At 72.5% G+C, this 21,858-nt stretch carries 13 protein-coding genes, 1 tRNA gene and 1 pseudogene; 9 read left to right on the top strand and 6 right to left on the bottom strand.

Going from position 1 to position 21,858, the window contains the following annotated elements:
- Together ACG2DA_RS13490 and ACG2DA_RS13495 are read right to left on the bottom strand one after the other, a co-directional pair.
- Positions 1-2,913, bottom strand: a 2,913-nt coding sequence (locus tag ACG2DA_RS13490) for a sigma 54-interacting transcriptional regulator (RefSeq protein ID WP_395256291.1), incomplete at its 3' end; no start/stop codon positions are given.
- 390 nt (positions 2,914-3,303) lie between these two features.
- Positions 3,304-3,795: a CinA family protein gene (locus tag ACG2DA_RS13495; RefSeq protein WP_395256292.1), complete on the bottom strand. Its 492-nt coding sequence runs from the start codon at positions 3,793-3,795 to the stop codon at positions 3,304-3,306.
- 209 nt (positions 3,796-4,004) lie between these two features.
- Here ACG2DA_RS13495 and ACG2DA_RS13500 point away from each other — a divergent pair, with 209 nt between their 5' ends.
- Positions 4,005-4,940: a hypothetical protein gene (locus ACG2DA_RS13500; protein WP_395256293.1), complete on the top strand. Its 936-nt coding sequence runs from the start codon at positions 4,005-4,007 to the stop codon at positions 4,938-4,940.
- A gap of 29 nt (positions 4,941-4,969) precedes the next feature.
- On the opposite strand, the gene ACG2DA_RS13505 is transcribed toward ACG2DA_RS13500, so the two are convergent.
- Complete coding sequence (locus tag ACG2DA_RS13505) at positions 4,970-5,395, bottom strand: hypothetical protein (RefSeq protein WP_395256294.1); 426 nt, start codon at positions 5,393-5,395, stop codon at positions 4,970-4,972.
- A 176-nt stretch (positions 5,396-5,571) separates the two neighbouring features.
- Between ACG2DA_RS13505 and ACG2DA_RS13510 the strand changes: the two genes are divergently transcribed.
- The 3 genes from ACG2DA_RS13510 to ACG2DA_RS13520 all read left to right on the top strand — a co-directional run bounded on the left by ACG2DA_RS13510 (position 5,572) and on the right by ACG2DA_RS13520 (position 11,922).
- Entirely contained in the window at positions 5,572-6,621 is a 1,050-nt protein-coding gene (locus ACG2DA_RS13510) for a hypothetical protein (RefSeq protein WP_395256295.1), read from the top strand.
- 81 nt (positions 6,622-6,702) lie between these two features.
- On the top strand, positions 6,703-10,365 hold the full coding sequence (locus ACG2DA_RS13515) for an AAA family ATPase (protein WP_395256297.1): 3,663 nt from the start codon (positions 6,703-6,705) through the stop codon (positions 10,363-10,365).
- A gap of 75 nt (positions 10,366-10,440) precedes the next feature.
- Positions 10,441-11,922, top strand: coding sequence for a hypothetical protein (locus tag ACG2DA_RS13520; protein ID WP_395256299.1), 1,482 nt, complete (start codon positions 10,441-10,443; stop codon positions 11,920-11,922).
- 19 nt (positions 11,923-11,941) lie between these two features.
- Here ACG2DA_RS13520 and ACG2DA_RS13525 read toward each other — a convergent pair whose 3' ends face one another.
- Positions 11,942-13,039 carry a glycoside hydrolase family 130 protein gene (locus ACG2DA_RS13525; RefSeq protein WP_395256300.1) on the bottom strand — a complete coding sequence of 366 codons (1,098 nt, stop codon included), beginning with the start codon at positions 13,037-13,039 and terminating at the stop codon, positions 11,942-11,944.
- A gap of 160 nt (positions 13,040-13,199) precedes the next feature.
- Complete coding sequence (locus ACG2DA_RS13530) at positions 13,200-14,693, bottom strand: glycoside hydrolase family 130 protein (protein ID WP_395256302.1); 1,494 nt, start codon at positions 14,691-14,693, stop codon at positions 13,200-13,202.
- A 224-nt stretch (positions 14,694-14,917) separates the two neighbouring features.
- Between ACG2DA_RS13530 and ACG2DA_RS13535 the strand changes: the two genes are divergently transcribed.
- The 4 genes from ACG2DA_RS13535 (at position 14,918) to ACG2DA_RS13550 (ending at position 20,296) form a co-directional block, all read left to right on the top strand.
- Positions 14,918-15,976, top strand: a complete 1,059-nt coding sequence (locus ACG2DA_RS13535) for a cupin-like domain-containing protein (RefSeq protein WP_395256303.1) — start codon at positions 14,918-14,920, stop codon at positions 15,974-15,976.
- Positions 15,977-16,138: 162 nt separating this feature from the next.
- On the top strand, positions 16,139-16,825 hold the full coding sequence (locus ACG2DA_RS13540) for a PEP-CTERM sorting domain-containing protein (protein WP_395256305.1): 687 nt from the start codon (positions 16,139-16,141) through the stop codon (positions 16,823-16,825).
- An 89-nt stretch (positions 16,826-16,914) separates the two neighbouring features.
- Positions 16,915-17,772 (top strand): class I SAM-dependent methyltransferase, encoded by an 858-nt coding sequence (locus tag ACG2DA_RS13545; RefSeq protein ID WP_395256307.1) that lies wholly within the window; start codon positions 16,915-16,917, stop codon positions 17,770-17,772.
- A 157-nt stretch (positions 17,773-17,929) separates the two neighbouring features.
- The gene (locus ACG2DA_RS13550) at positions 17,930-20,296 is read left to right on the top strand and encodes an ATP-binding protein (protein ID WP_395256309.1); all 2,367 of its coding nucleotides are present in this window, start codon (positions 17,930-17,932) and stop codon (positions 20,294-20,296) included.
- Between the two features lie 19 nt (positions 20,297-20,315).
- Here the strand turns inward: ACG2DA_RS13550 and ACG2DA_RS13555 are convergent.
- Positions 20,316-20,389, bottom strand: a tRNA-Arg gene (locus ACG2DA_RS13555).
- Between the two features lie 343 nt (positions 20,390-20,732).
- Between ACG2DA_RS13555 and ACG2DA_RS13560 the strand changes: the two are divergent.
- Positions 20,733-21,858, top strand: a pseudogene (locus tag ACG2DA_RS13560) (hypothetical protein); the annotation flags it as partial.

Consider the following 21,858-nt stretch of genomic DNA (forward strand, 5'->3'; position numbering starts at 1 on the left):
GGTCGGAGCCGCTACGGACGGGGCCGGCATCCGCTCCGCGGGGGCCGGCGGCTGCGGGGGCGACGGGGCGGGGGCGGGACCCTCCGCGTGCGGGTCGCGGAGCGGGGCGAGTTCCGCCGGCAGATCGGCAAGGGTGACGGTCTCCGACTCCGCCAGAACGACGGCCCGCTCCATCGTGTTCCGCAGCTCGCGGACGTTGCCCGGCCAGCGGTGCCGCAGGAGGACGGCCTCCGCGTCCGGGTGAATGCGGGTGACGGCCCGGTCCTGCTTGCGGGCGGCCTCATGCAGGAAGGCGTCCGCCAAGTCGAGCAGATCCTCGGTTCGCTCCCGCAGCGGGGGCAGTTCGATCGGCAGGACGTTCAGACGGTAGAACAGGTCCTGACGAAACGTGCCCGCGGCGATCATCGCGTTCAGGTCGCGGTGCGTCGCGGCGATCACGCGAACGTCCACGGAGATCGGTTTGTCTCCGCCGACGCGCTCGAAGGTGCGCTCCTGCAACGCCCGGAGCAGCTTGACCTGCGTTTCCGCGGGCACCTCGCCGATCTCGTCGAGGAACAGCGTGCCGCCGTCGGCCTGCTCGAATCGGCCGGGGCGATCGCGGTCGGCGCCGGTGAAGGCCCCTTTAACGTGCCCGAACAGTTCGCTCTCCAACAGGGCGGGGGAGAGGGCGGCGCAGTGCACCGCCACCAGCGGCCCGCCGGCCCGCCGGCCGTTGGCGTGAATCGCGTGGGCGAGCAGCTCCTTGCCGGTGCCGCTCTCCCCGCGGAGCAGCACCGTCACGTCGCAGCGGGCGGCCTTGGCGGCCGTGGACAACGCCTGCCGCATCGCCGGGCTGTCGCCGCGCAGGCCGCCGCGGTCGAACCCATCCAGGGCCGGCGCCTCCGCGGCCCCGCCGAGCGTGCCGGCCAATTCCGCCTCCAGCGACGCCACCCGGCGTTCCAGTCGCTCCCGCCGCTCGTCCCGGCGGCGCACCCGGCTCCGCAGACTCTCCAATTCCCGCCGCACCCGTCCCTCCCGCAGCGCCGCCGCGGCGGTCCGGCTGAGCGCTTCCAGAAAGGTCAGGTCCTCTGCGGAGAGGGCGGTGCGGTCCTCTTTCGGCCCCAGCAGAATCCACCCGGCCGCGGCCCCCTCCGCCCCTTCCTCGACCGGCAGCGGCACGAGGGTCTCCGCCCCGGTCGCCGCCCGCACCTCGGCGGAGCGGATCGGCCCGGGTCCGGGCGCCGGGTCGTGGGTCGCCTCCTCGGCGTCGTCGGGGACGCCCGGCGCCAGTTCGTCGGGGGAAAGCCGCTCCGGAAACAGATCGTCGGTCGCGGCGACGCGGACCAGCCCGTCCCCCTCGCTGTCCGGCAGGTAGACCGCGGCCTTCTCGCAGCCGACGACCTCGCGGCAGGCGGAGACGACGTCCGCCGCCGCCTGCCGGGCCGCGTTCTCCCCGCCGCTGAAGGACCGCAGCACCCGGTCGAGGCGGTATTTTTCCCGGTAGAAAGTTCGGTCCAGCCGCTCCCGGAGCACGTGGAACAGGGCGAAGGTCGCGGTCGCCGCCAGCACCGCCGCGCCCGCCCGCACCAGCGTGGAGCCGGTGGGCGACAGCGGCACGTCCAGCGCCCGATCGACCCGGGCCGCGAGGGCTACGCAGGCGCCGGCGGCGATCGCCAAGGCGCTGCGGGCCAGCAACAGGCGGGTGCCGCCGCGCAGCACCTCGTTCACCCGCAGCAGTCGGTAGCGCACCATCCCGCCGGTGTACGCCGCGGCGAACAGCAGGCTCACCCAGAGCACCGGCAGGAAGCCCCAGATGTGCAGGAAGCCGGCCCGGTCCCACACCGCCAGATAAAGCAGGAACAGCGCCGCCGGCACGCTCCCGACCGCCGCCGCCAGAATCAGCCGCAACTGGCCGCGTTCGACCCGCAACGTCGACCGCCGCCAGTGGGCCCACAGGGCGGCGAGCGTCAGCACGAAGCCGGCGACCGCCAGGGCCATCACCCCGTCGGCCGCCCACGCCATCGCGTCCAGCAGACGCTCCTTGACCGCGTGGGCGGTGGGGGACCCGTCTTCCGCCAGTCGGGCTGCCAGCAGGACGACCGCCGCCATCACGCCCGCCGCGAGCCCCGCCGGCAGGTAGAGCCCCAACCGCACCGCAAACCCGTGATCCCGCAGCACCGGCAGCGCCCGGGGGTAACTCAGGAAGAAGTGCAGCGTGACCGACGGCAGCAGCGCCGCGGAGATCGTCAGCGGCAACAGCGCGGCCGTCGAGTGAGCCAGCGCCCACCACAGCGACACCCCCGTGACCGCCACTACGGTCGTCGCGCTCATCAGGAAGAACAGGCGGGCGGCCCGGTCGAAGGGCCGCAGCCACGACGCCATCCCCCCGACGATCGTCAGGCCGATCTGGAGCAGGAGCCAGACGATCAGCAACCCCATCCGCCCGACCGGCACCCCCTGAACGCGGACGTACGCCATCCGCGGCGCCGCCCCCGGCGGGTCCTCCGAGGGGCGGGAATAAAGCACTCGGACGTACTGCCGCTTGGCGTTGTCCTGGACGAACGGGTAGTCCGCCTGCATCTGAAACCGACGACTCGGATCGTTCGATTGCGCCTCGCCGAAGTCATCGGCCGTCTTCTCGAACAGCGGGTCGCAGGCGTCGTAGAAATCGACCGGGCTGAGAATCGCCCGATCGCCGATCGCCTTGAGCAGATCGCCCGGCCGCGGTTCGTCCGCCCCCGGCTCGCCCCACACCTTCAGCCCATCGGTGGCGACGAGCGTCACGCCCTCGGCCGCCGGATCGTCGGCCAAGACGATCCGCAGCCGGAGGTCCGGCGACACCGAGGCATAGGCGATCGCGCCAATCGCGGCCAGCAGCGCCAACGTCCCGATCGTGAGGGCGCAGTAACGTCCGCTGGGCGTCGGGATCGGCAACGCGACGGCTCGTCAAGGGTGTCGAAAAGTGTCGAACAGGTGTCGACAGTCAACCGACAGCAGTGGACGCTTGCAAGACCCTGGTCAAAGCGGGCCCTCGCCTCACATTTCCGAGAAATTCTTTAACGAGTTGCGAGACAGCAGGTTACGCAACGCACCAGGGTATCGACACTCGATCGACAGGGGCGTCGACACCAAGCATTGGCGCTGCCCTTGCAACGTCTCTCGTTCCTCACGCGGCCCCCGTGGGCCGGAGCGGTGGGAACGAAGTCGTTGGGGGTGATCGTACGGCACGCAGCCTGACTTGCTCGCACGCCGCGATCTGACGCCGGACCTCGTTCCCGTCCCACCCGCTCCGGTTCCGGGGGCTGTTTTCATCTTCGCCGTTCGTCAGGCCGACAGGGCTTTCGTGACGGCCTTCAGAAGCAGAGCCGCCGCGGCCGCTTGCCGCTGAGCGCGGGTTCTCGGGTCGTTCGGGAGCCGGAACTCTTCCACTGTCGCCCCCCGCGTTGGGGTGCGGAGCCCGATCACGAGCCGCCCGTTCTCCCCGTCCGGGGCGTCCGGGCCGAGGTGGCCGGTGATCGCCGCCGCGACCATGGCGTGCGGCGTCCGCACGGCGGCTCCGGCCGCCATCGCCGCGGCGACCTCCGGGCTAACGGCGCCGCACCGCTCCAGCGTAAGCCGGGAGACGCCCAGCCAAGCCGCTTTGCTTTCCGTCTGGTAGGTGACGAAGGAGCCGGCCAGGAGGTCGGACGCGCCCGGCAGCCCCACCAACGCGGCGGCCGCCAGGCCGCCGGTGCAGCTCTCGGCCAGCACGAGCGATTTGTCGCGCGACCGCAGGCGCTCCGACAGGGCGAGGGCGGCGTCTTCGAGCGACGACATGGCGGGCGACCGACCGGGATGGGGCGAGTTTGTCGGCCGCGGAGCCCCTGCTGCCCGTAACGGCCGTTCGGAGTGTCCGGCCCGTAACGGCGATGACGGCTGTGCCGCGGCCGGACGGTTCATGCCGGTTCCCGGGGTGGGGCCGGTCGATCCTCCCCGGGCCGGGAGCCCACGCTCGACGGCTCTCTTTTCCCCCCGCGGGCGCTCAGATGTCAAACCGCTTCGTCCCTCGCCCGCTCGGCGTGCTGTCGATCCGCTCGCTGATCGCCGCCGCGGCGGTCTGCGTCGCGGCGACGGCCCCCGCCGCCAGTCCGGAGGCCGAGGAGTTGGAGGCCGCCGCCCGCGAGCGGATCGTCACCGTGCAGGCCGGCACCGGCACGGCCCGGGCCCGTCGGCGGGCGGAGGCGGCGCTGCCGCTGGCCGACCTCACCCCCGCCGCCCGCGTTCGGGCGGTTCAGGTGCTGGAGGACCAGAGCCTGTTTCGCACGCTGCCGGTCCTGCGGTTCCCGATCCACGAAGACGGGCTGAAGTACTTCATCCAGCACCCGGACGTGGCCGTCGCCCTGTGGCGGGTCCTGGGGGTGAGCCAGTGCGACATGTGGCAAACCGGCCCGAACAGCTACGAGGGCGACGCCGGCGACGGGTCGATCGGCCTGTTCGACGTGCTCCTGCGGGGGGAGAAGGACCAACTCGTGCTGGTCCAGGGGCAGTTCAAGTCGCCGGTGCTGAACGACCCGATTCAGGCCACCTGCCTGTTCCACCTGCACACGGAGACCGCCTTCGACGCCTCCGGCGAGCCGATCGCCGTGGGCCGGGCCAGCCTGTTCGTCTCCTTTCCCAGCCGGGCCGTCGGGGCCGCGGCGAAGCTGATCTCCCCGGTCACGAACGTGGTGCTGGACCGGAACTTCGAGGAGGTCTGCCTGTTCGCCCACCTGATAGACCGCTCGATGCAGACCCGCCCGGTGTGGGTCGAGGGGCTGGCCACGCAGTTGGAAGGCGTGCTCCCGCGGCGGAAGGTGGAGCTGAGCGAGCTGTCCGAACGCGTCTACGCCTCCGCCCGCTACCGCGAGCGCCTGCGGGACCGGGACCCCGGCCTGCGGACCGCGGCGCCGACGATCGACCGCTACGGCGAGGTTCGGCGGTAGAAGCGGCGGCGGGCGACCTCCCGGCGCCGCTACGGCAGCTTGGTCGGCGGGACGGCCTTCAACCAGCGCCAGAACCACCACCCGGCCAACAGCGGGATGCCGATCTGCGGGGCGCGGAAGCAGAGCAGGGCGCAGAGCAGCACGAATCCGACCGCCTTCCAGTCCCACTCGGCCCACGCCGCTGGGCGGTCGCGGGAGGGCAGGGCGAGCCAGAGGGCGCCCATCACGATGCCGACCCGCATCGCCCCGGCCCACCACAATTCCAACTCCGGCCGGACGGCGTAGAGGGCGCCCGCCCCGATCAGGCACCCCGCCGCCGCGAGCCCCACCCCCCACCGGCCGGGCAGGGCGGAGGCTCCCGCGGACGAGGAACCGGACGGGCCGGCGGTCTTTGCGGCGTGCGGAACGTCGGCCGGGGCGGACGGAACGCTCGGCGGGGGCGAAGGTTCGGGCACGGGGGGAGTATAAGGCCGAACCGGGCCCCGCCCGCCGCGAAAGGCCGGGGTTTCCCCGGGGGCGACGAAGTCGTATCCTCCGCGCCCCAGGGATCGGGACCGACGCGTGCGCACCGCCGGGCGACGCCGCCGCCCCGGTCTCGTCCCCCGGACGCCGACGGACGGATCCGCTCGCCATGCCGCCGAAACAGGCCTCCCGCAGTTCGCGCACCGCCAGCGGCGGTTCCGCGTCCGGCTCTCCCCGCGGCGGTCCGCCGCGAATTCTGTGCGCCGCGGACGTGCGGCTCGGCGGGATCGCCGAGAGATTGCCGCCGCTCGCCGGCGAGGCGGCGGAGAGCGCCGCCGGGGCCTCCCGCCGTCAGTGGGAAACCCTGCTGGACGCCGCCGCGGAGGCGGACGCCGTCGTCCTGCTCGGCCGGTTGCTCGACCCAGCCGCCGACCTGCGGGCGGAGCGGGCCCTGCGGCAGGGCCTCGACCGTCTGGCCGCCGCAGACGTCGCCGCGTTCGCCGTCACGGACGAACCGCTGCCGGACGACCTGCCGCTGACCGTGCTCGCCCCGGACGAGCCGAGCGAAATCGAACTGTCCCGCGGCGACGAATCGCTCGCCGTTCTGCGGACGCTGGCCGGGGCCGCGGCCTTTCCGGTGCCCGACGGTCTGCCGGTGCTGGGCGTGTCCGTCGCCGCGGACGCCGACGCTGACGGCTGCGACGCCTTCTTCACCTCTTCCTTGCCCGGCGACGCCCCCGGCACGCTGATCGTCCTGCCGGAGACGGCCGGCGCCGGCGGGGGGACGTCGGAGCCGCGGGGCGAACGTCCGGTGCGGTTCTTCGCCCCGGTTCTCGATCTGCCGGACGAACCGGCGGACCTCCCGGCTCGACTCCGCCACGCGGCCCCGCCGCCCGCGGACGGGGAGCGGCTGCGGATCGTGGACTGGACGCTGCGGCTCGGGCCGTGGGGCGACCGGCTGACGGACGCCGACGCCGACGCCCTCGCCGCGGCGCTGTCCGACGCCCGGGCCCTGCACTCCGTCGCCCTGCTGCCGCACCCGGACCGCTTCGCCGACGACGACGAGGAGGAACCCGGCGAGGCGGCCGCGTTCCTCGAAGCCCTCGCCCACTTCGACCCGCTGGGCGACGCCCCCCCGCTGCCCGGCGTCGCCCCGAACCCGGACCGCGTCCGCGAACTGGCGACCCGCTTCGCCGCCCCGCTGCTGTCCGCCGGCTGATCGACGTTCCGATCGCCGTCCGGCCCCGGTCGTCTCCCCCTCGATTCACACCCTGACCCACCGCCCGCGGAAGGACCCGCCGTGCAGATCACCGACATTGAGATCGCCCGGTACGGCGTGTGGCGGGACCTTACCCTGCCGCTGGCCGGGCCGGGGCTGAACCTGCTGTACGGGCCGAACGAGGCCGGCAAGACCACGCTGATGCGGTTCATCCGCGGCGTGCTGTACGGCTACGAGCCCTTCAGCACGCACGGCTTCCGGCAGCGGAACGCCGCCCGCGGCGCCGGTCGGGACGTCGAATCGACCGAGGGCTGGGACGGCACGATTCACGCCGAAATCGACGGCGCCCCGCACGTGCTCCGCCGGTTTCGCGAGCCCGGCGGCGACCCCCGCGGCCGGCTGACCGTCACCGACCCGTTCGGCGAGGTGCACGGCGAGGAGTGGCTGCACGAACGCCTCGGCGGGCTGTCCGAGGCGATGTACCGCAACGTCTACGCGCTGGGGATCTACGAGCTTCAGGAGCTCGCCACGCTGGAGCACGCGGACGTCGCCGCCCACGTGCACGGGGTGTCGCTGGGCCCGGCCGGCCGCCGGTTCCTCGCCGCCGCCGACGCCGCGGAGGAAACCGCCGCCGGCCTGCTGACGCTCGACGCCCGCGACGCCCCGGTCGGCGGCCGCATCGCGGAGCTGATGCGGCGCCGCGACCGGCTGGACGCCCAACTCGCCGCGTTGCCGGACGGCCGGGCCGCCGCCGAAGAACTGCGGGCGGACCTCGCCCGGCTGGACCGCACCTTCTCCCGGCTGGAGCGGAAAAAGAAGCGCCTCCGCCGCGAGCTGCGGGGGGCGCGGTACGTCGGCAAGGTGCACGGCCCGTGGCGGCAGGTCCGCGATCTGCGGAGCGAACTGGAAAAGCTGGGCGGCTCTGCCGAAGTGCCCGCGGACGGGCTGACCCGGCTGATCGCCGCCGAGGCGAACCGCGACGCCGCCGCCAAGCGGGCCGCCGAAGCCCGCCATCGGGCGGACGAGGCCCGCAAACACGCCGAGGCGGTGCGGTTCGACGAGAGCCTCGTGGAGCACGCCGGGGCGATCCGGGCGCTGGCCCCGCTGACGGAGTGGGCCGAGGAGGCGATTCGCCGCCGCGACGCCGCCTCCGAAGCCGCCGCGAACTTCGCCCGCCGGGCCGACCGGGCCGACGAAGCGCTCGACGCCGACGCCGGGTTCGACCCGGAGGAGATGACCGACGAACAACTCGAAGCGTTCGTCGCCCGCTTCGCCGCCGGGAACGACGCGGGGTCGGAGCGGTTCGCCCGTCTCGCCGCCGCCGCGGGGGCCGATCCGAATCTCGCTTTCGATTCGCACGAGGACCGCGTGCGGGCGGTCGTGTTTTCGGACGAGGAGGACGACGACGAACGCCCGGAGCCGGCCGACTTCGATCTCACCCGCTCCCCCAACGGCGTGGACGTCTCGCCGGAGGCGGAGGAACTGCTGACCGAGGCCGCCGCCGCATACCGGGCCGCCGGCCTGAAGAACCGGCGGCTCAAGCGGGCCTACAAACGGAAGGACCGCCTGTTCCGCAAGCGGGAGGCCCGGCGGTCGGAACTGCTGGCGAGCGTCGGCGTGGACGATCCCGCCCAGGCCCTCGCCGCCGCGGACGAGCGGGCCGCCCAGCTCTCCCGGCTGTGCGACCTGATCCGCGAAGAGAACGTGCTGTCCGGCGGCCGCACCGCCGGCGGGCTGCGGCCGGACGAGTGGGCCGCCCGGCTGGAGGTCCCGCCGTGGGTCGGCCTGTGCTTCGGCGTGTTTATGTTCGGCGGGGCGGCGTTCGGGCTGCTGGGGCTGATTCAGGGGCTGACGGTCGGCTGGCTCTCCGGGCTGATCTTCCTGCTGATCGGGATGTGCTGCTCCGGTTTGGCGTGGCGGATGCGGGACCACATGGAGACCGTCCTGACCGACGCCGCCGCCGAGGCGGAGGCCCGGGTGCGGGCGTCCGAGGGCGATCTGGTGCGGACCCGCGAGGAGATCCGCACGCTGCTGATCACCGCGGAGCTGGAGCCGGCGAAGTTCCGGGCCCGCAAAGCCGGCCCCGGCGAGGGCGAGTGGAGCCACAAGGCCGCCGCCGCCGCCCTGCTGACCGTCGAGCGCCGCCGGGCCAGTCTGGAGAAGGTCGCCGAGACGGCCGACGCCCACGCCAAGCAGCGGCGGGCGCTCTCCTCGCTGCGGGACCGCATCCGGCGGTCGCAGGGCGATCTGACCGCCGGCCGGCAGATGTGGTACGAGGCCCTCCAGACGGTCGGCCTGCCGGAGGGGGTGAAGACCGCGGAAGCCCTGGAGGCGTGGCGGGAGGAGCACCGGGAGGCGTTGAAGCTCGCCGCGGACGCCGCCGGCCGGCTGCGGGGCGGAGGCGCGACGCGGGTCGTGGAGAAGCGGATCGCCGTGCCCGTGCCGGTGCCGACCGCCGCGGGGGGGCCGGGCGCCGGAGAGGCAACCGCCGTTCGCGACGCCGCCGCTCAGGCCGCGGCCCGTCAGGATGATCTGACCGCCGCCCTGGCGGCGCTGTCGGCCCGGGTGACGGACCTCGGTCGCACGTTGAAACGGCCGGTGGAGGGCAGTGCGATCAAGGTTCTCGCCGGCTGGGCGAAGGAGCTGGACGGCCTGCAGGACCGCCGGGAGGAACGGGACCGCCGCGTCGCCGAGGCCGATCGTCTGAAGGCCGAGGCCGAGGAATTGGCCGCCGCCGAGAAGACCCACCACGCCGAAGCGCACGCCCTGCTGACGGCCGCCGGCGTAGCCGACCGGGCCGCGTACGAGCGGCTGGCCGGCGGCTCCGCCAAACGGCAGGAGGTCGCGGCGCTGCTGGAGATGGCCGAGGCCGACCTCGCCGCCGCCGCGGAGGAGTCCTCCGAGTTCGCCGTGCAGGAGGAGGACCTCGCGCAGTTCGACCCGGCCGAAAACCGCACCGCCGTCGAGAAGCTCGAAGCGGACCTCGAGGAGATCGAAACCGAACTGCGATCCGCCCAGGAACGCCGCGGCGGCGTGGCCCGCGAGTTGGAGGGGCTCTCCGCCGACGACGCCCGCGACGCGGTGCGGCTGGAGCTGTCCGCGGTGAACCGGGAGTTGAAGGACGCGACCGAACGCTGGAACGCCGCCAAGCTGGCCGGGCGAGCCTTCGCCTCGATGCGGGCCGACGTCGAACGCACCCGCCAGCCGGCGGTGCTGGCCGCGGCGGGGCGGTACCTCGAACAGCTCACCGGCGGCCGCTACCGGCGTGTCTGGAGCCCGCTGGGCGAACGGACCTTGATGGTCGAGGACCGGCACGGCGCCGCCCTCGCCCCGGACGCCCTCTCCGGCGGCACCCGGGAGCAGCTGTACCTCGCCGTGCGGCTGGGCCTGATGGACCACGTCGCCGAGGCGGACCAAACCGCGACCGGCGCGGAGATCGACGGCAACGGCCTGGACCTCCGCCCGCCGGTCGTGCTGGACGACGTGCTGGTCAACTTCGACCAACTCCGCACCGAGGCGGCGCTGGACACCCTGCGGACGTTCTGCGCCGAGGAACGCAGCGCCGACGGTTCGGTTCGCCCGGCCCGTCAGGTGCTGTTCTTCACCTGCCACCTGCACCTCGCGCACCTGTTCGAGCAGGGCGGGGTGGATCCGGTCTGGCTGCCCCGCAACGACGCCGCGGATCGGTTCGAGCCGGTCCCGCAGGTGCTCGAACCGCGGGCCCGGGTGTTGAAAGCGGCATAACCCGGTCCACCGGCGCCGCGGGGCGCGTAGGATGCGGCGACCGGCCGCATCCTTCCGTAGCCCGCCCGCTCTCGTATGTCGTTCCGTTCGATCTTCGCCGCGGCGGCCGCCGCGGCAGTTCTCTCCTGCGTCGCCCCCGCCGAGGCCGCACCGCCCTCCATCCACCGCCGGGCGGTGGACCGCCTCACGGTGACGCTGCCCGACGGCGGCGAGGCGGAGCTGCTGGGCGTGTTCGCCGGGACGGTCGAGGCCGCCGGGGGCGACGAGGCGGTGAAGAACCCGCCGGACGCGGTGCGGTTCGCCGTGCGGCGGGACGACGTGGACCTCGACCATCCCGGCCTCACCGCCGCATGGGAACACGCTCCGGCCGCCCCCGCCGCCGAGGAGCCGACGGAGGAATCGGCGAGCGACGACCCCGTGGCGATCGCCGAGCAACTCCGCGACCGCCTTGTGCCGTGGATGGAGCGTCGCGTGGGCGAGCCGTCGCTGTCGCTGTTCCTGGAGGGGGAGTTCGAGCGGGTCTCCGACCTGCTGGCGGACGTGGACGAGGGGCGGCGGATCGAGGAGGCCGGCGCCGAACCGGAGCCGGCCGAGCCGGCGAGCGAGCCGTCGGTGCGGCGGCCGCGGGGGCCGTGGGCGGTGCTGGCCGTCCCGAGGTCGGCAATCGACTCGATGTACCGGACCGCTCCGCACCGCCGCCGGCTGGCCCTGCACGCCTGGGACGCCGGGCTGCGGGACGTGGCCTACCGGGAGGCGGACGAACTGGAGCGGGAACTGCGCGAACGCGACGTCGATTTCCGCACCGCCCCGCCGGCGCCGTGGACCGGCGAGCGGCCGACGACGGCGGAACCGGAGGAGAAACCGTTCGTCGCCCGGCTGCAGTCGGAGGACGAATGGACCGCCCGCGTGGCGCTCGTGGAGAGCGCCATGCTGGACGAGTTTTCCTTCCAGGGGACCGGTTCCACGCTGATGAAGACGCCGAAGGCCGGCGAGGCGGTCAACGGGCAGGCCCTGATGATGCAGATGGCCGGCGGGCAGTACCGCGACCTCATCGACGAACTGACCCAGCCCAACGCCTTCTCCCGGCAGGCTCAACGAGCGCGGCAGCAGAACCGCAACCAGACCGCGATCCAGGCGGCGGAGCGGGCCGGCCGCACCGGGGTGCGGGTCACGCGGGTGGCGATGGACGCCGCCGCCCAACGGACAACGGTCGAAAGCGAGTTCCTCGCCAAAGATGCCGACGGGAACTGGGGGCCGATCTGGTCCGCCCGGGAGGTCCGCGGCTTCGACGAGGCCGACGCGGACACGGCCCGTCGCATCCGGCAGGACCCGCAGGTGCGGGGCCTGCTGGAGGGCGGCGGGGCGGTGGGCGGTCTCGGCGGGCTGTTGGGCGGCGGGCTCGGCGGAGCCGGCGGAGGGGGACTTGTGGAGATGGCGGTGCAGGGCGGGGCCGCGACGAAATCCGCCCTCGACGCCGTGAACGCCGAGTGGGAGCGATTCCGCGGCCCCTACCTGAACCGCCTCGACGGCCCCCCGCTCCCGCTGCCGGGCCGCTAGGACCGCCGACGGCGTTCGTTCAGACCGTGAATACGGAGAGCTCTTCCCGCGGCTCGGTCACGGCGACGGGGCGCACGGGACCCGCGGCGGCGAGTAGGTCGGCCACGGTGGCCTCGGCCAGGCAACTCGTGCCGTCGCAGGCCCCATAGTACAGCCGGACGTGCGCCTCCGGCGGCAGCTCGCCGTCCGGACCGGAGGGTTGATCGTGCGTCAGACCGTTGGCGAACACGACGTTGGGGAAGAAGCCTTCGCGTTCGTAGTCCTCCTCCGGCTCCATCAGCGGTTCGACGCCGCGGGACAGCACGATTGACGGGTCGTCCCGGTCCAGCAGGGCGACGAACAGGGCGTAGGCGCCGGTCGCCGATTTGCCGTGGTAGACCTGCAGCCAGCCTTCGGCGGTCAGCAGGCAGGGGGGGCCGCCGCCGATCTTCGCCCCTTCGTAGGGCACGTCGGCCCGCGGACGCAGGATGCAGCGGTGGTCGCCCCAGCTGAACAGGTCCGGGGAGGAGGCCGTCCAGATGCTCGCCTTGCCGAAGCCGTCGTTGTTCGGCCGGTGCAGGGCCCGCCACAAGCCGCCGCAGCGGGCGGGGAACAGGCTGACGTCCTTATTGGACGGCGGGAAGATGACGCCGTGCCGGGTGACGGTGCGGAAGTCCCGCGTGCTGGCCAGCGCCGTGCACCAGCCGTCGCCGGAGACGGCCGTGTAGTTGATCCAGTAGGTGTCCGCGATGCGGGTGATGCGGGCGTCCTCGACTCCGAACCGCTCCGCCGGGGTGGAGGGGAACAAGAACGGTTCGTCTTCCACGGTGAAGTTCACGCCGTCCCGGGAGCGGGCCAGCCGCAGGTGGGAGAGCGTGCTGAGGTATTCCACGCCGTCGACCGCCACGCCGCGGGTGTCCCGGGGAACGACGCCGGGATCGTGCAGACCGACGTTGAGCACGTCCGGGACGCCGCGGCCGTCTTCGAACCGCACTATCGGCACGGCGATCCGTCCCGGCTCGGCGGGAGCGTCCTCGGCGACGCGGAGGAGCAACAGGACCTCGTCGCCGAAGGTCGTCGCCGCGGGATTGAACGCCCCGCGGACGCGGTACGCCGGATTGGAAGGCCGAACGTCCACCGGGGAGACGAGCGGGTTCGCAGGATGACGACGGAGCAACGCGGGGACTCGGGAGCGACGGTCCGGCCGATGGGCCGGGAGGGGCGAGAAACGGGATTGTATCCCGTTCCCGCGAATCGACCGCATCCCGGTTTCCCCCCAAGGGAAACCCGCTTTTCCCTCAGGCTGGGTTGCGTTCGAGCGTTTCGAGCAGGTCGTCGAGGGCGACGGCGGCGAAACCGCTGGCGTAGTCGCTCATGGCGTAGGGGATGATCAGTTCGTTGTCGAAGATCTGCCCGCCGCAGGAGTAGACGACGTTCGGCACGTACCCTTCGCGCTCGTTGCCGGCCGGGGTGAGCAGCGGTTCGGGGAGGCGACCGATCACCTTCATCGGGTCCTCCTTGTCCAGCAGGAAGGCGCCGATGCAGTACTTCCGCATCGGCCCGACGCCGTGCGAGAGCACCAGCCAGCCGGCCTCGGTCTCGATGGGGGAGCCGCAGTTGCCCAGTTGGACGAACTCCCACGGCTGCGTGGGTCGCTGGAGGATCTCCTTCTTGTACCAGAAGCTCGGATTGTCGCTGAACATCAGGTAGATGTTCTCCCCGTCCTGCCGGCCGACGCAGGCGTAGCGGCCGCCGATCTTCCGGGGGAACAGGCCGAGCCCCTTGTTGGCGACCGCCGGGCCGTTGAGCGTGTGGCTCTTGAAGGCGAGGAAGTCCGGCGTTTCCAGCAGTTGGGGGAAAGCGGTGCGGCCGTCGTAGGCCGTGTAGGTCGCGTAGTAGGTGACCGCGCCGTCGTCGTCGGTGAACTCGACGAAGCGGGCGTCTTCGATTCCCTTCACCTCGCTGGGGGTGGAGGGGAAGATGATCCGCTCGCACAGCGGCAGGTCGGCGTCGAAGCGGATCTCGTAGTTGCTCTCCGCGAGCCCGACCACGGCGTCGGCGGCCTCCTGGGCGACGCGCGGCGGCAGCGGCTCGGTGCGGCGGGCCTCCTCCACGACGTCCCGCAGTTCCGAGAAGGTGAAGTGCTCCGCCAGCCGGCCCATCACGGCCCGGACGAACTCGTACTTCACCCCCAGTTCGAGCAGCTTCTTGCCGAACAACGACCGCTGAAAGGAGCGGTCCAGCGTGCGCTCCGGCGTCGTGACGTAGGCGGTGACCGGGTCCAGTTCGATTCGGGGGGAGCGGCCGCGGCGTCCGCCGCCCTCCCCGCCCGCCGAGCTGATCACCCCGCTGCGGAACTGCAAGCTGGAGATGTGCCCCTCGCCGGTCGCCCGCAGGCTGAGGATGAACCGCTTGGCGCCCGGCTTCAGCCCCGACTGATCCGGGTGCCAGATCATCGACGGGTTGAACAGCGCCGCCGCTTCGAGGCTGTATTCGTTGGTGAAGTAGGCGCCGATCAGCAGTTCCCGCTCCCGGGAGAGCGGGGCGTCGGTCAGGCGGAGGTGGCCGACCTCGCTGTAGCGCCGCGCGAAGAACCTCAGCAGGTTGCGGTGCCGATCGCCGAACTCCTCCATCACCCAGTTAAGCTCGGCTTTGACCTCTTCCTCGGTGAGCGTCATCACCCGGGCGATGATCGTGCGGGCCCGGCTGGGGCCGCCGGGGAAGAACGGCCGGAACAACACCCGGCGGGGGTCCGGCGTGATGGAAACGCCGGGAACGCGTCGGGCCTGCATAGATGAGCGGCGGGCGTGCGAGAGAGGCGGAAGGAACGGGGGCGTAGTGAAAGCGCGCGGATTGTAACGACCCTGCGGAAACCGGCACCGGGGTTCTCCGGGGATTGCTCCGCGCCGCCGGGCCGCCGCGGCGGACGCCGACGCGGGCGACAATCGGGACCTACGCTCGCCGGACGGCCGCCCCGGCCGCACGTCCCCCGTCCCCTCGCACGCCCACAACCCTCATGTCCGCCGCTCTGCCCGACGGTCCGCTGCTGGATCTGCCCGCCGACTACCGCACGCCGGACGCGTTCGAGAACGGCCTATTCACCGCGACGCACCGTCTGGCGGAGACCGGCCTGTTCACGGAGGAGAACGTCCTCCGCATGCTGGAGACCCACCCGCGGGAACTGGCGAACGTCTCCCGCATGGGGCACGACCCGACGGTGCTGGAGTGGAGCGAAGGCCTGACGGACGGACTCTCCCCGGAAGACGTCCTCGCCGCTCTGAATAAGGGCCGGCTGTGGCTGAACATCCGCAAGGTCCTCGACCACCAGCCCGAGGCCGCCGCGGCGATCAACCGGCTGTACGACGACCTCGAAGCCGCCTGTCCCGGGTTCACCGCGACCCGCCGCAGCGCCAACGTGTTGGTTAGCAGCCCGGGAGCGATGGTCTACTATCACATCGACGTGCCGCAGAACATTCTCTGGCACGTCAGCGGGGAGAAGCGGGTCTGGGCCTACCCGCAGCGGCTGGCCGACACCCCCCGCGACGAACTGGAGGCGATCGTCGCGGTGAAGAAGGAGGAGGACGCCGGCTACGACCCGGCGTGGGACGCCGACGCCTTCGCCGTGGACCTGAAGCCGGGCGAATGGATCACCTGGCCGCAGCACACCCCGCACCGGGTGCAGAACACCGTCGGCCTCAACATTTCCGTCAGCACCGAGCACTACAGCCCGCGGGCGTTCAAATACGTGCGGGCGCACCGGGCGAACCGCATGCTGCGGGACCGCTTCGGCCTGCCGCTGACCAGCACGAAGACCTCCGGCCTCGGCTATCGGGCCAAGGCCGCCGCGTACCTCGCCGGCCGGGCGGTGCAGGAGTACGTCACGAAGAAGCGGGACCTGTACCACTACCCGAAGACGTTCCGCGTCGATCCGACGGCCCCGCACGCGACCGTCGAACTGAACGGCGGCCCGACCCCGGCGGCGTTCCTCCCGCGGACCGCCCCGGCGCCGCCGACCGAGCGGCCGGCCGAGCCGGAGCCGGAACCGGCCCGCGAACCGGAATTGGCGCTCGCCTGATCCCGCCGCACGTCTCGCCACCGGTCGCCACCGGCCGGACAAACCGCACGACCGGTCGCGTCACCCTCGAAAAGGGTGCGACGCTTGCGGGAACGGCCCGACGCTTGTGGGGAGGGAGCGATCGCTCATTCTGGAGCGGTTCGCGTCCAACCCCGCCGCCCGATGCCGCACCGCGTTCTCTCCGCCGTCTTCGCCGTCGCCTGGCTCACGGCGAACGCGGCGCAGGCGGATCTGATCGTCGCCTATGAGTCGGAATACTCCTTCACGCCCCTGCCGGCAGGCGCGGCCGGCGCCGGGGTGACCGGGGCACCGCTGGCCCGCGGGCCCGGCCTGACGGAGACGAGCGGCAGTACGTTCAGGTCCGAAGGTTGGACGACGGGCGGCACGAAGGCCGACGCGATCGCGGCAGGCGACTTTCTCACCTGGGGTTTCGCCTCCGCCGTCCCCTACGATTTCACGGACTTCAGCATCCAGTACGGCCGCAGCTTCGCCGGGCCCGGGGTGATGGCGATCGACTTGGCGGTCAACGGCGGGAGCTTCACGCAGGTCTTCAGCGACCCGGCCGTGAGTCCGGACGGCGAAACGGTCTCGGGCATCGACCTGTCCGCGTATCAAGACGTCACCTCCGCCACATTCCGCCTGTATGGTTGGGGCTCGTTGCTCAGTAGCGGGTGGTTCGAGGTGACGAACGGATTTGACGTCGAGGGGACGAGTTACGCGATCGTCGTCAACGGAAACGCCGCCGAACCCGCCGCCGTGCCGGAGCCGGGCTCCGTCCTGCTGCTGGTCCTCTCCGGACTCGCCGGCGCCGGCGGCCTGCTGAGGCGGCGTGGCGCCGCTGGCAACTGAGCGCACGACCGTCCGGCCGACGCCTCGCCGGACGACGGATGGGGATTCCGCCCGGGGCGTCTGGAGCGGCGACGGCTACGCTGCACGGCATGACGACCGACGTGCAGGAGACCGCCGCGGACGGGGACGCGCTCGATCTGGGGCCGGTTCAGCAAACCCTGCTGGTGCCGCTCTGGGCCCGGGCGGCGGAGACCCGCAGCCGGTTGTCGATCCTCTCCGACCCGCGGGCGGTCGAGATTGTGGACGCCCTCGGCGACCGGTTCGGGCACTTCAATCGCTCCGCCCTCCGCAGCCGCATCGGCATCGCCCTGCGGACCTTGCAGTTCGACGACTGGTTGCGGGAGTTCCAGTCCGCCCACCCCGGCGGCACGGTTGCGGACGTGGGGGTCGGTCTGAACACCCGGTTCGAGCGCTGCGACGACGGCGTCTCGCACTGGCTGGAGGTCGACCTGCCGGACAGCATGGCCGTCCGCCGGCGGTATTTCGCCGAGACGGACCGCCGCTTCATGATGGCCGGCTCCGTGCTGGAGTCGGACTGGATCGACCGCCTGCTGGAGTTGCCCCCGCCGTACTTCGTCTGCATCGAGGGGGTGCTGATGTACCTGCCGGAGGGGGAGGTGCGTCGGGTGATCGACATGCTGGGCGAACGCCTGCCCGGCGCGACGCTGACCTTCGACGCCCTCACCCCGCAGGGGGTCGCCGATCAGTCGCGGCACGACACGCTGAAGCACTTCGAGGCCCGCTTCGACTGGGGCGTGGAAGACGTCCGCTCGCTGGAGGGCTGGCGGGCCGGACTGATCTGCGAGGACGCGGTGACGCTGAAGGAGATCGCGGTGCGGAACGTCTCCCGGATGCCCTGGTTCCTCAAGCTGATCGGACTGGGGATGAGCACCTTCCGACGTCGGGCGGTGAAGGCGTATTGGCTGGCGAAGTTCCAGGTGGGGTGAGGGACGGCAGGCCGGGCGCCCGGTGCCGCACGGCCCGCGCATCCGGCGCGGCCGGGTTGAAAAAACGTCGGCCGACGGACCGCTCGCCGCGGAAGCGGGCGGCCTGACCTAGTGTTCGGGGCCGTCCGCTCTTGGACGGCGGCTCTGAACCGACCCGATGCCCCGCTCGCCCCGCACCGCCGGCGCCGCCCGCTCGATCGAAGGAAAACGTCTGCGCCGGCGGATCGACCGCCGGGTCGCGCTGATGACCGCCCGGTTGGCCCGGCGGATCGATCGGCCGTTCGCCACGCTCATGCCGCTCCAGTGGCTTGCCTGCGTGGCGGTGGCGGTCTGGATCTGTCCGCACCCCTACCAGGACACGCCCGCGGAAATCGCCGCGGCCGGTCCGCACCCGCAGTTGCTCGCGGCGGCGCTGGGCGGCGGCCTCGCGGCCCTGATCCCGATGGTGCTGATCGCCACCCGGCCCGGGATGCCGATCACCCGTCACGTCATCGGCGCCGCGCAGGTCTGCTTCAGCTCCCTGCTGATCTACGAGACCGGCGGGCGGATCGAGTCCCACTTTCACATCTACCTCTCCCTGGCGTTCCTGGCCGCCTACCGCGACTGGCGGGCGCTGGCCCTGCCGACGGCGCTGGTGCTGGGGAACCACTACGTCGTCGGTCGGCTGTGGCCGGAAGCGCTCTACGGCACGTCCGACCCCGGCCGCTGGGCGTGGGCGGAGCACGCCTTCTGGCTGCTGTTCACCGACGCGGTGCTGGTGATCGGCTGTCTGCGGGGCACCGCGGAGACCCGCCGCATCGCCGCCGCCGTCGCCCGGGAGAAGGCCGCCCTCCGCTCCGCCGCCGCCGAGCGCGACGCCGCTACCGCCGCGGATCAGGCGAAAAGCGCTTTCCTGGCGAACATGAGCCATGAGATCCGCACCCCGTTGAATGCGATCCTCGGCTTCACTGATATCCTCCGCTTCGGGGACTGCCCGCCCGAGGAGCGCAACGAACACCTCGACACCATCCGCGGCAGCGGCGACCACCTGCTGGCCCTCATCAACGACATCCTCGACTTGTCCAAGGTCGAGAGCGGCCGGATGACGTTCGAGCACGTCGAGTGCGACCCGAACGCGATCCTCGCGGGGGTGCTCAGCGGGATGCGGGTCGTCGCGGCGGAGAAGGGGCTGTCTTTGGAATGCCGCTGGCGGGGCCCGGTTCCGCAAACAATCGTCACGGATCCGGCCCGTCTGCGACAGGTCCTGTTGAACCTCGTGGGCAACGCTGTGAAGTTCACCGCCGAGGGCGGCGTGCGTTTGGCGGCGGAAGTCGTGCCGGCCCCCGGGGGCCGCGGCTACCTGCTGGGCGTGGACGTCTTCGACACCGGCGAGGGCATCCCCCAGGAGAAGTTGGACAGCATCTTCGACCCGTTCACGCAGGCGGACGTCAGCGTGACCCGGCGGCACGGGGGCACCGGGCTGGGACTGTCGATCAGCCGACAGATCGCGGAGCACCTCGGCGGGGGCATCGTGGCCGCCAGCCGTCCCGGCGCCGGCAGCCTGTTCCGGGTGACCGTCGACGCCGGCGACCTGGCGGGGGTCGAGTGGGCGGAAAGCCAGGAGAACGGCACGCCGTCCGAGGCCGTCGGCAGCGAGGCCGGGCCGTCCTGCCCGCTGCCGCATCCGATCCGGCCGGACGCCCGCGTCCTGCTGGTGGACGACGGGGACGTCAATCGCCGCCTGATCCGCGTGGTGCTGGGGCGGGCGGGGCTCACCCCGGACGAGGCGACGAACGGTCGGGACGCGTTGGACCGGGCCCTGGCCGCCCGCCGCGCCGGCCGCGATTACGATCTGATCCTCATGGACATGCAGATGCCCGTGATGGACGGCTACGCCGCCGCGACCCGTCTGCGGGAAGAGGGTCTGACGACGCCGATCGTCGCCCTGACCGCCCACGCGATGGCCGGCGACCGGGCCAAATGCGTCGCCGCGGGGTGCACCGAATACCTTTCCAAGCCGGTCCGGCCGGCGGACCTGCTGACGCTGCTCGGCGAGTTGCTCCCGGCGGACGAGCCGGCCCCGGCGGCGCCGACCCCGCCCGTCGTCGTCGACGCCGAGCCGACGCCCCCCGAGCAACCGCCCGCGCCTGAAGCGCCGCCCGCCGCCGCGGAGCCGCTGCGAGCGGTCCACGTCCTCGACGACGTAGACGAGGTTCGCCCCCCCGGCTGCGAACTAGACGACGAAGACAGCGACCTGTGGCCGGTCGCCGCGGAGTTTCTTGCCTCCCTACCGCACCGGCTGGCGGAGTGCCGCTCGCTGCTGGACGCCCGCGACGCGAAGGGCCTGACCGACGCCGCCCACAAACTCGCCGGCACCGCCGGGACGCTGGGCTACTCGCGGTTCACGGTCCCCGCCGCCGCGTTGGAGGCCGCCGCGGAGTCCGACTGGAACGAGGCGGAACTGCTCCGCCTGGTCGGCGATCTGAACGACCTCTCGGCCGCCCTCCGCGTTCCCTCTCCGGTCCCTGCGCCGGCCGGGGCGTGAGGGGGCGGGGAAGCGGCAGCGCGCCCGGGAGGATTCGAACCTCCGACCGCCGGTTTAGAAGACCGATGCTCTATCCAACTGAGCTACGGGCGCGGAACGGACGCACTCTAACCAAGGGCGAGGCGGCCGACACGGGAAACGCCGGCCCCGTTCGCCGGACCCGCCCCCATCGCCCGGGGTTCGCGGTCCCATCAGTGTGTCCGGTTCGCGGATGGGGATTTGTCGGATGCGCCTGCAAGATGTTCCACGGAGCCGTCCTCTCCGTTCGCCCCGGTTTGGGTCCTGCTAAAACTTGAGCCCGGAAGTCGATCCCCGGAGAGAACTTACGGAATCGTCCGTGAATCTTTCCGGGCCGCGGCACGGGAATCGCGGGGCAGGCTGATCGGCCGCAGGACGCGGTCCGCACGATTCCCGACGCCTGATCGAGAACCCCGGCATGGATGCCTGGATCCGCCCCGCGCTGCTGTGCGCGACGTTGCTGTCGGTCTCCGCCTCCCCGGACCCGACGCCGGATGCGTCCGCCGTCGCCGCGGGCCCCCCGGCCAAGGCGCCGGCGGCGACGGAACCGGAGCTTGCCGACGCCGGCGACGGCGGGTTCGACGGAGCCTTCCGCGTCGCCGGCCCCGACGAGGCGGCCGCCCCGGAGGATGCGGCGGCCGTCGCGGAGCGGACCGCCGCCCGCAGCGGGCAGGCCCGGCACCGCACGAAAAACTTTATCTGCTACGCCAAAGACTCCCGCCTCGCCCGGGAGGTGTGCATGGAGGCGGAACGTCAGCGGGAGGTGCTGGCGATCAAATGGCTCGGCAAGACGATCCCCGACTGGCCGCAGCCGTGCCCCATCACCGTGACCGCCTGCTGGCCGGGCAAGGGCGCCGGCGGGGCGACGACCTTCGGCTTCCACACGGTGCGGCGGAACGGCCGGGAGGAACCGGCGGTCGGCGGCTTCCGGATGCAGGTCGAGGGCAGCCGCGAACGCCTCCTGGACTCCGTGATCCCCCACGAGGTCAACCACACGATCTTCGCCTCGCACTTCCGCAAGCCGCTGCCCCGCTGGGCCGACGAGGGCGCCGCCACGCTGACGGAGTTCAAGAGCGAACGCATGCGGCAACGCCTGACCCTCGTCCGGCAGTGGAAGACCCACCGCTACCGCGTCTCCCACCTGATCACGCAGACCGAGTACCCCGGCGACCCCCGCAACCCCTCGCCCGGCGACGCCGACAAGGTGATGCAGGTCTACGCTCAAGGCTATTCCCTCGCAGACTTTCTCGTGCAGAAGGGCGGCAAGGCGGCGTTCCTGAAGGCCCTCGACGACGCCTCCCGCCGCATCCCCGGCGGCGGCCGGGGCGGGATCGACTGGGAGTACCCGCTGGACCGCTGGAACGCGGCGCTGGAGAAGCACTTCGGCCTGACCGTGCAGGACCTGGAGCGGGAGTGGCACGGCTGGGTCATGGCCGGCTGCCAACCGCTGAACCTGCCGGACGGCGTGCAGCTGGCCGACAACCGGCGGGGCGGCGACGCCCCGCTGCGGACGGCCGCGGCGTCCCGGACCTCCGACGAGGCCG

The sequence above is a fragment of the Alienimonas sp. DA493 genome, from assembly GCF_043951915.1.
Lineage (GTDB): Bacteria > Planctomycetota > Planctomycetia > Planctomycetales > Planctomycetaceae > Alienimonas.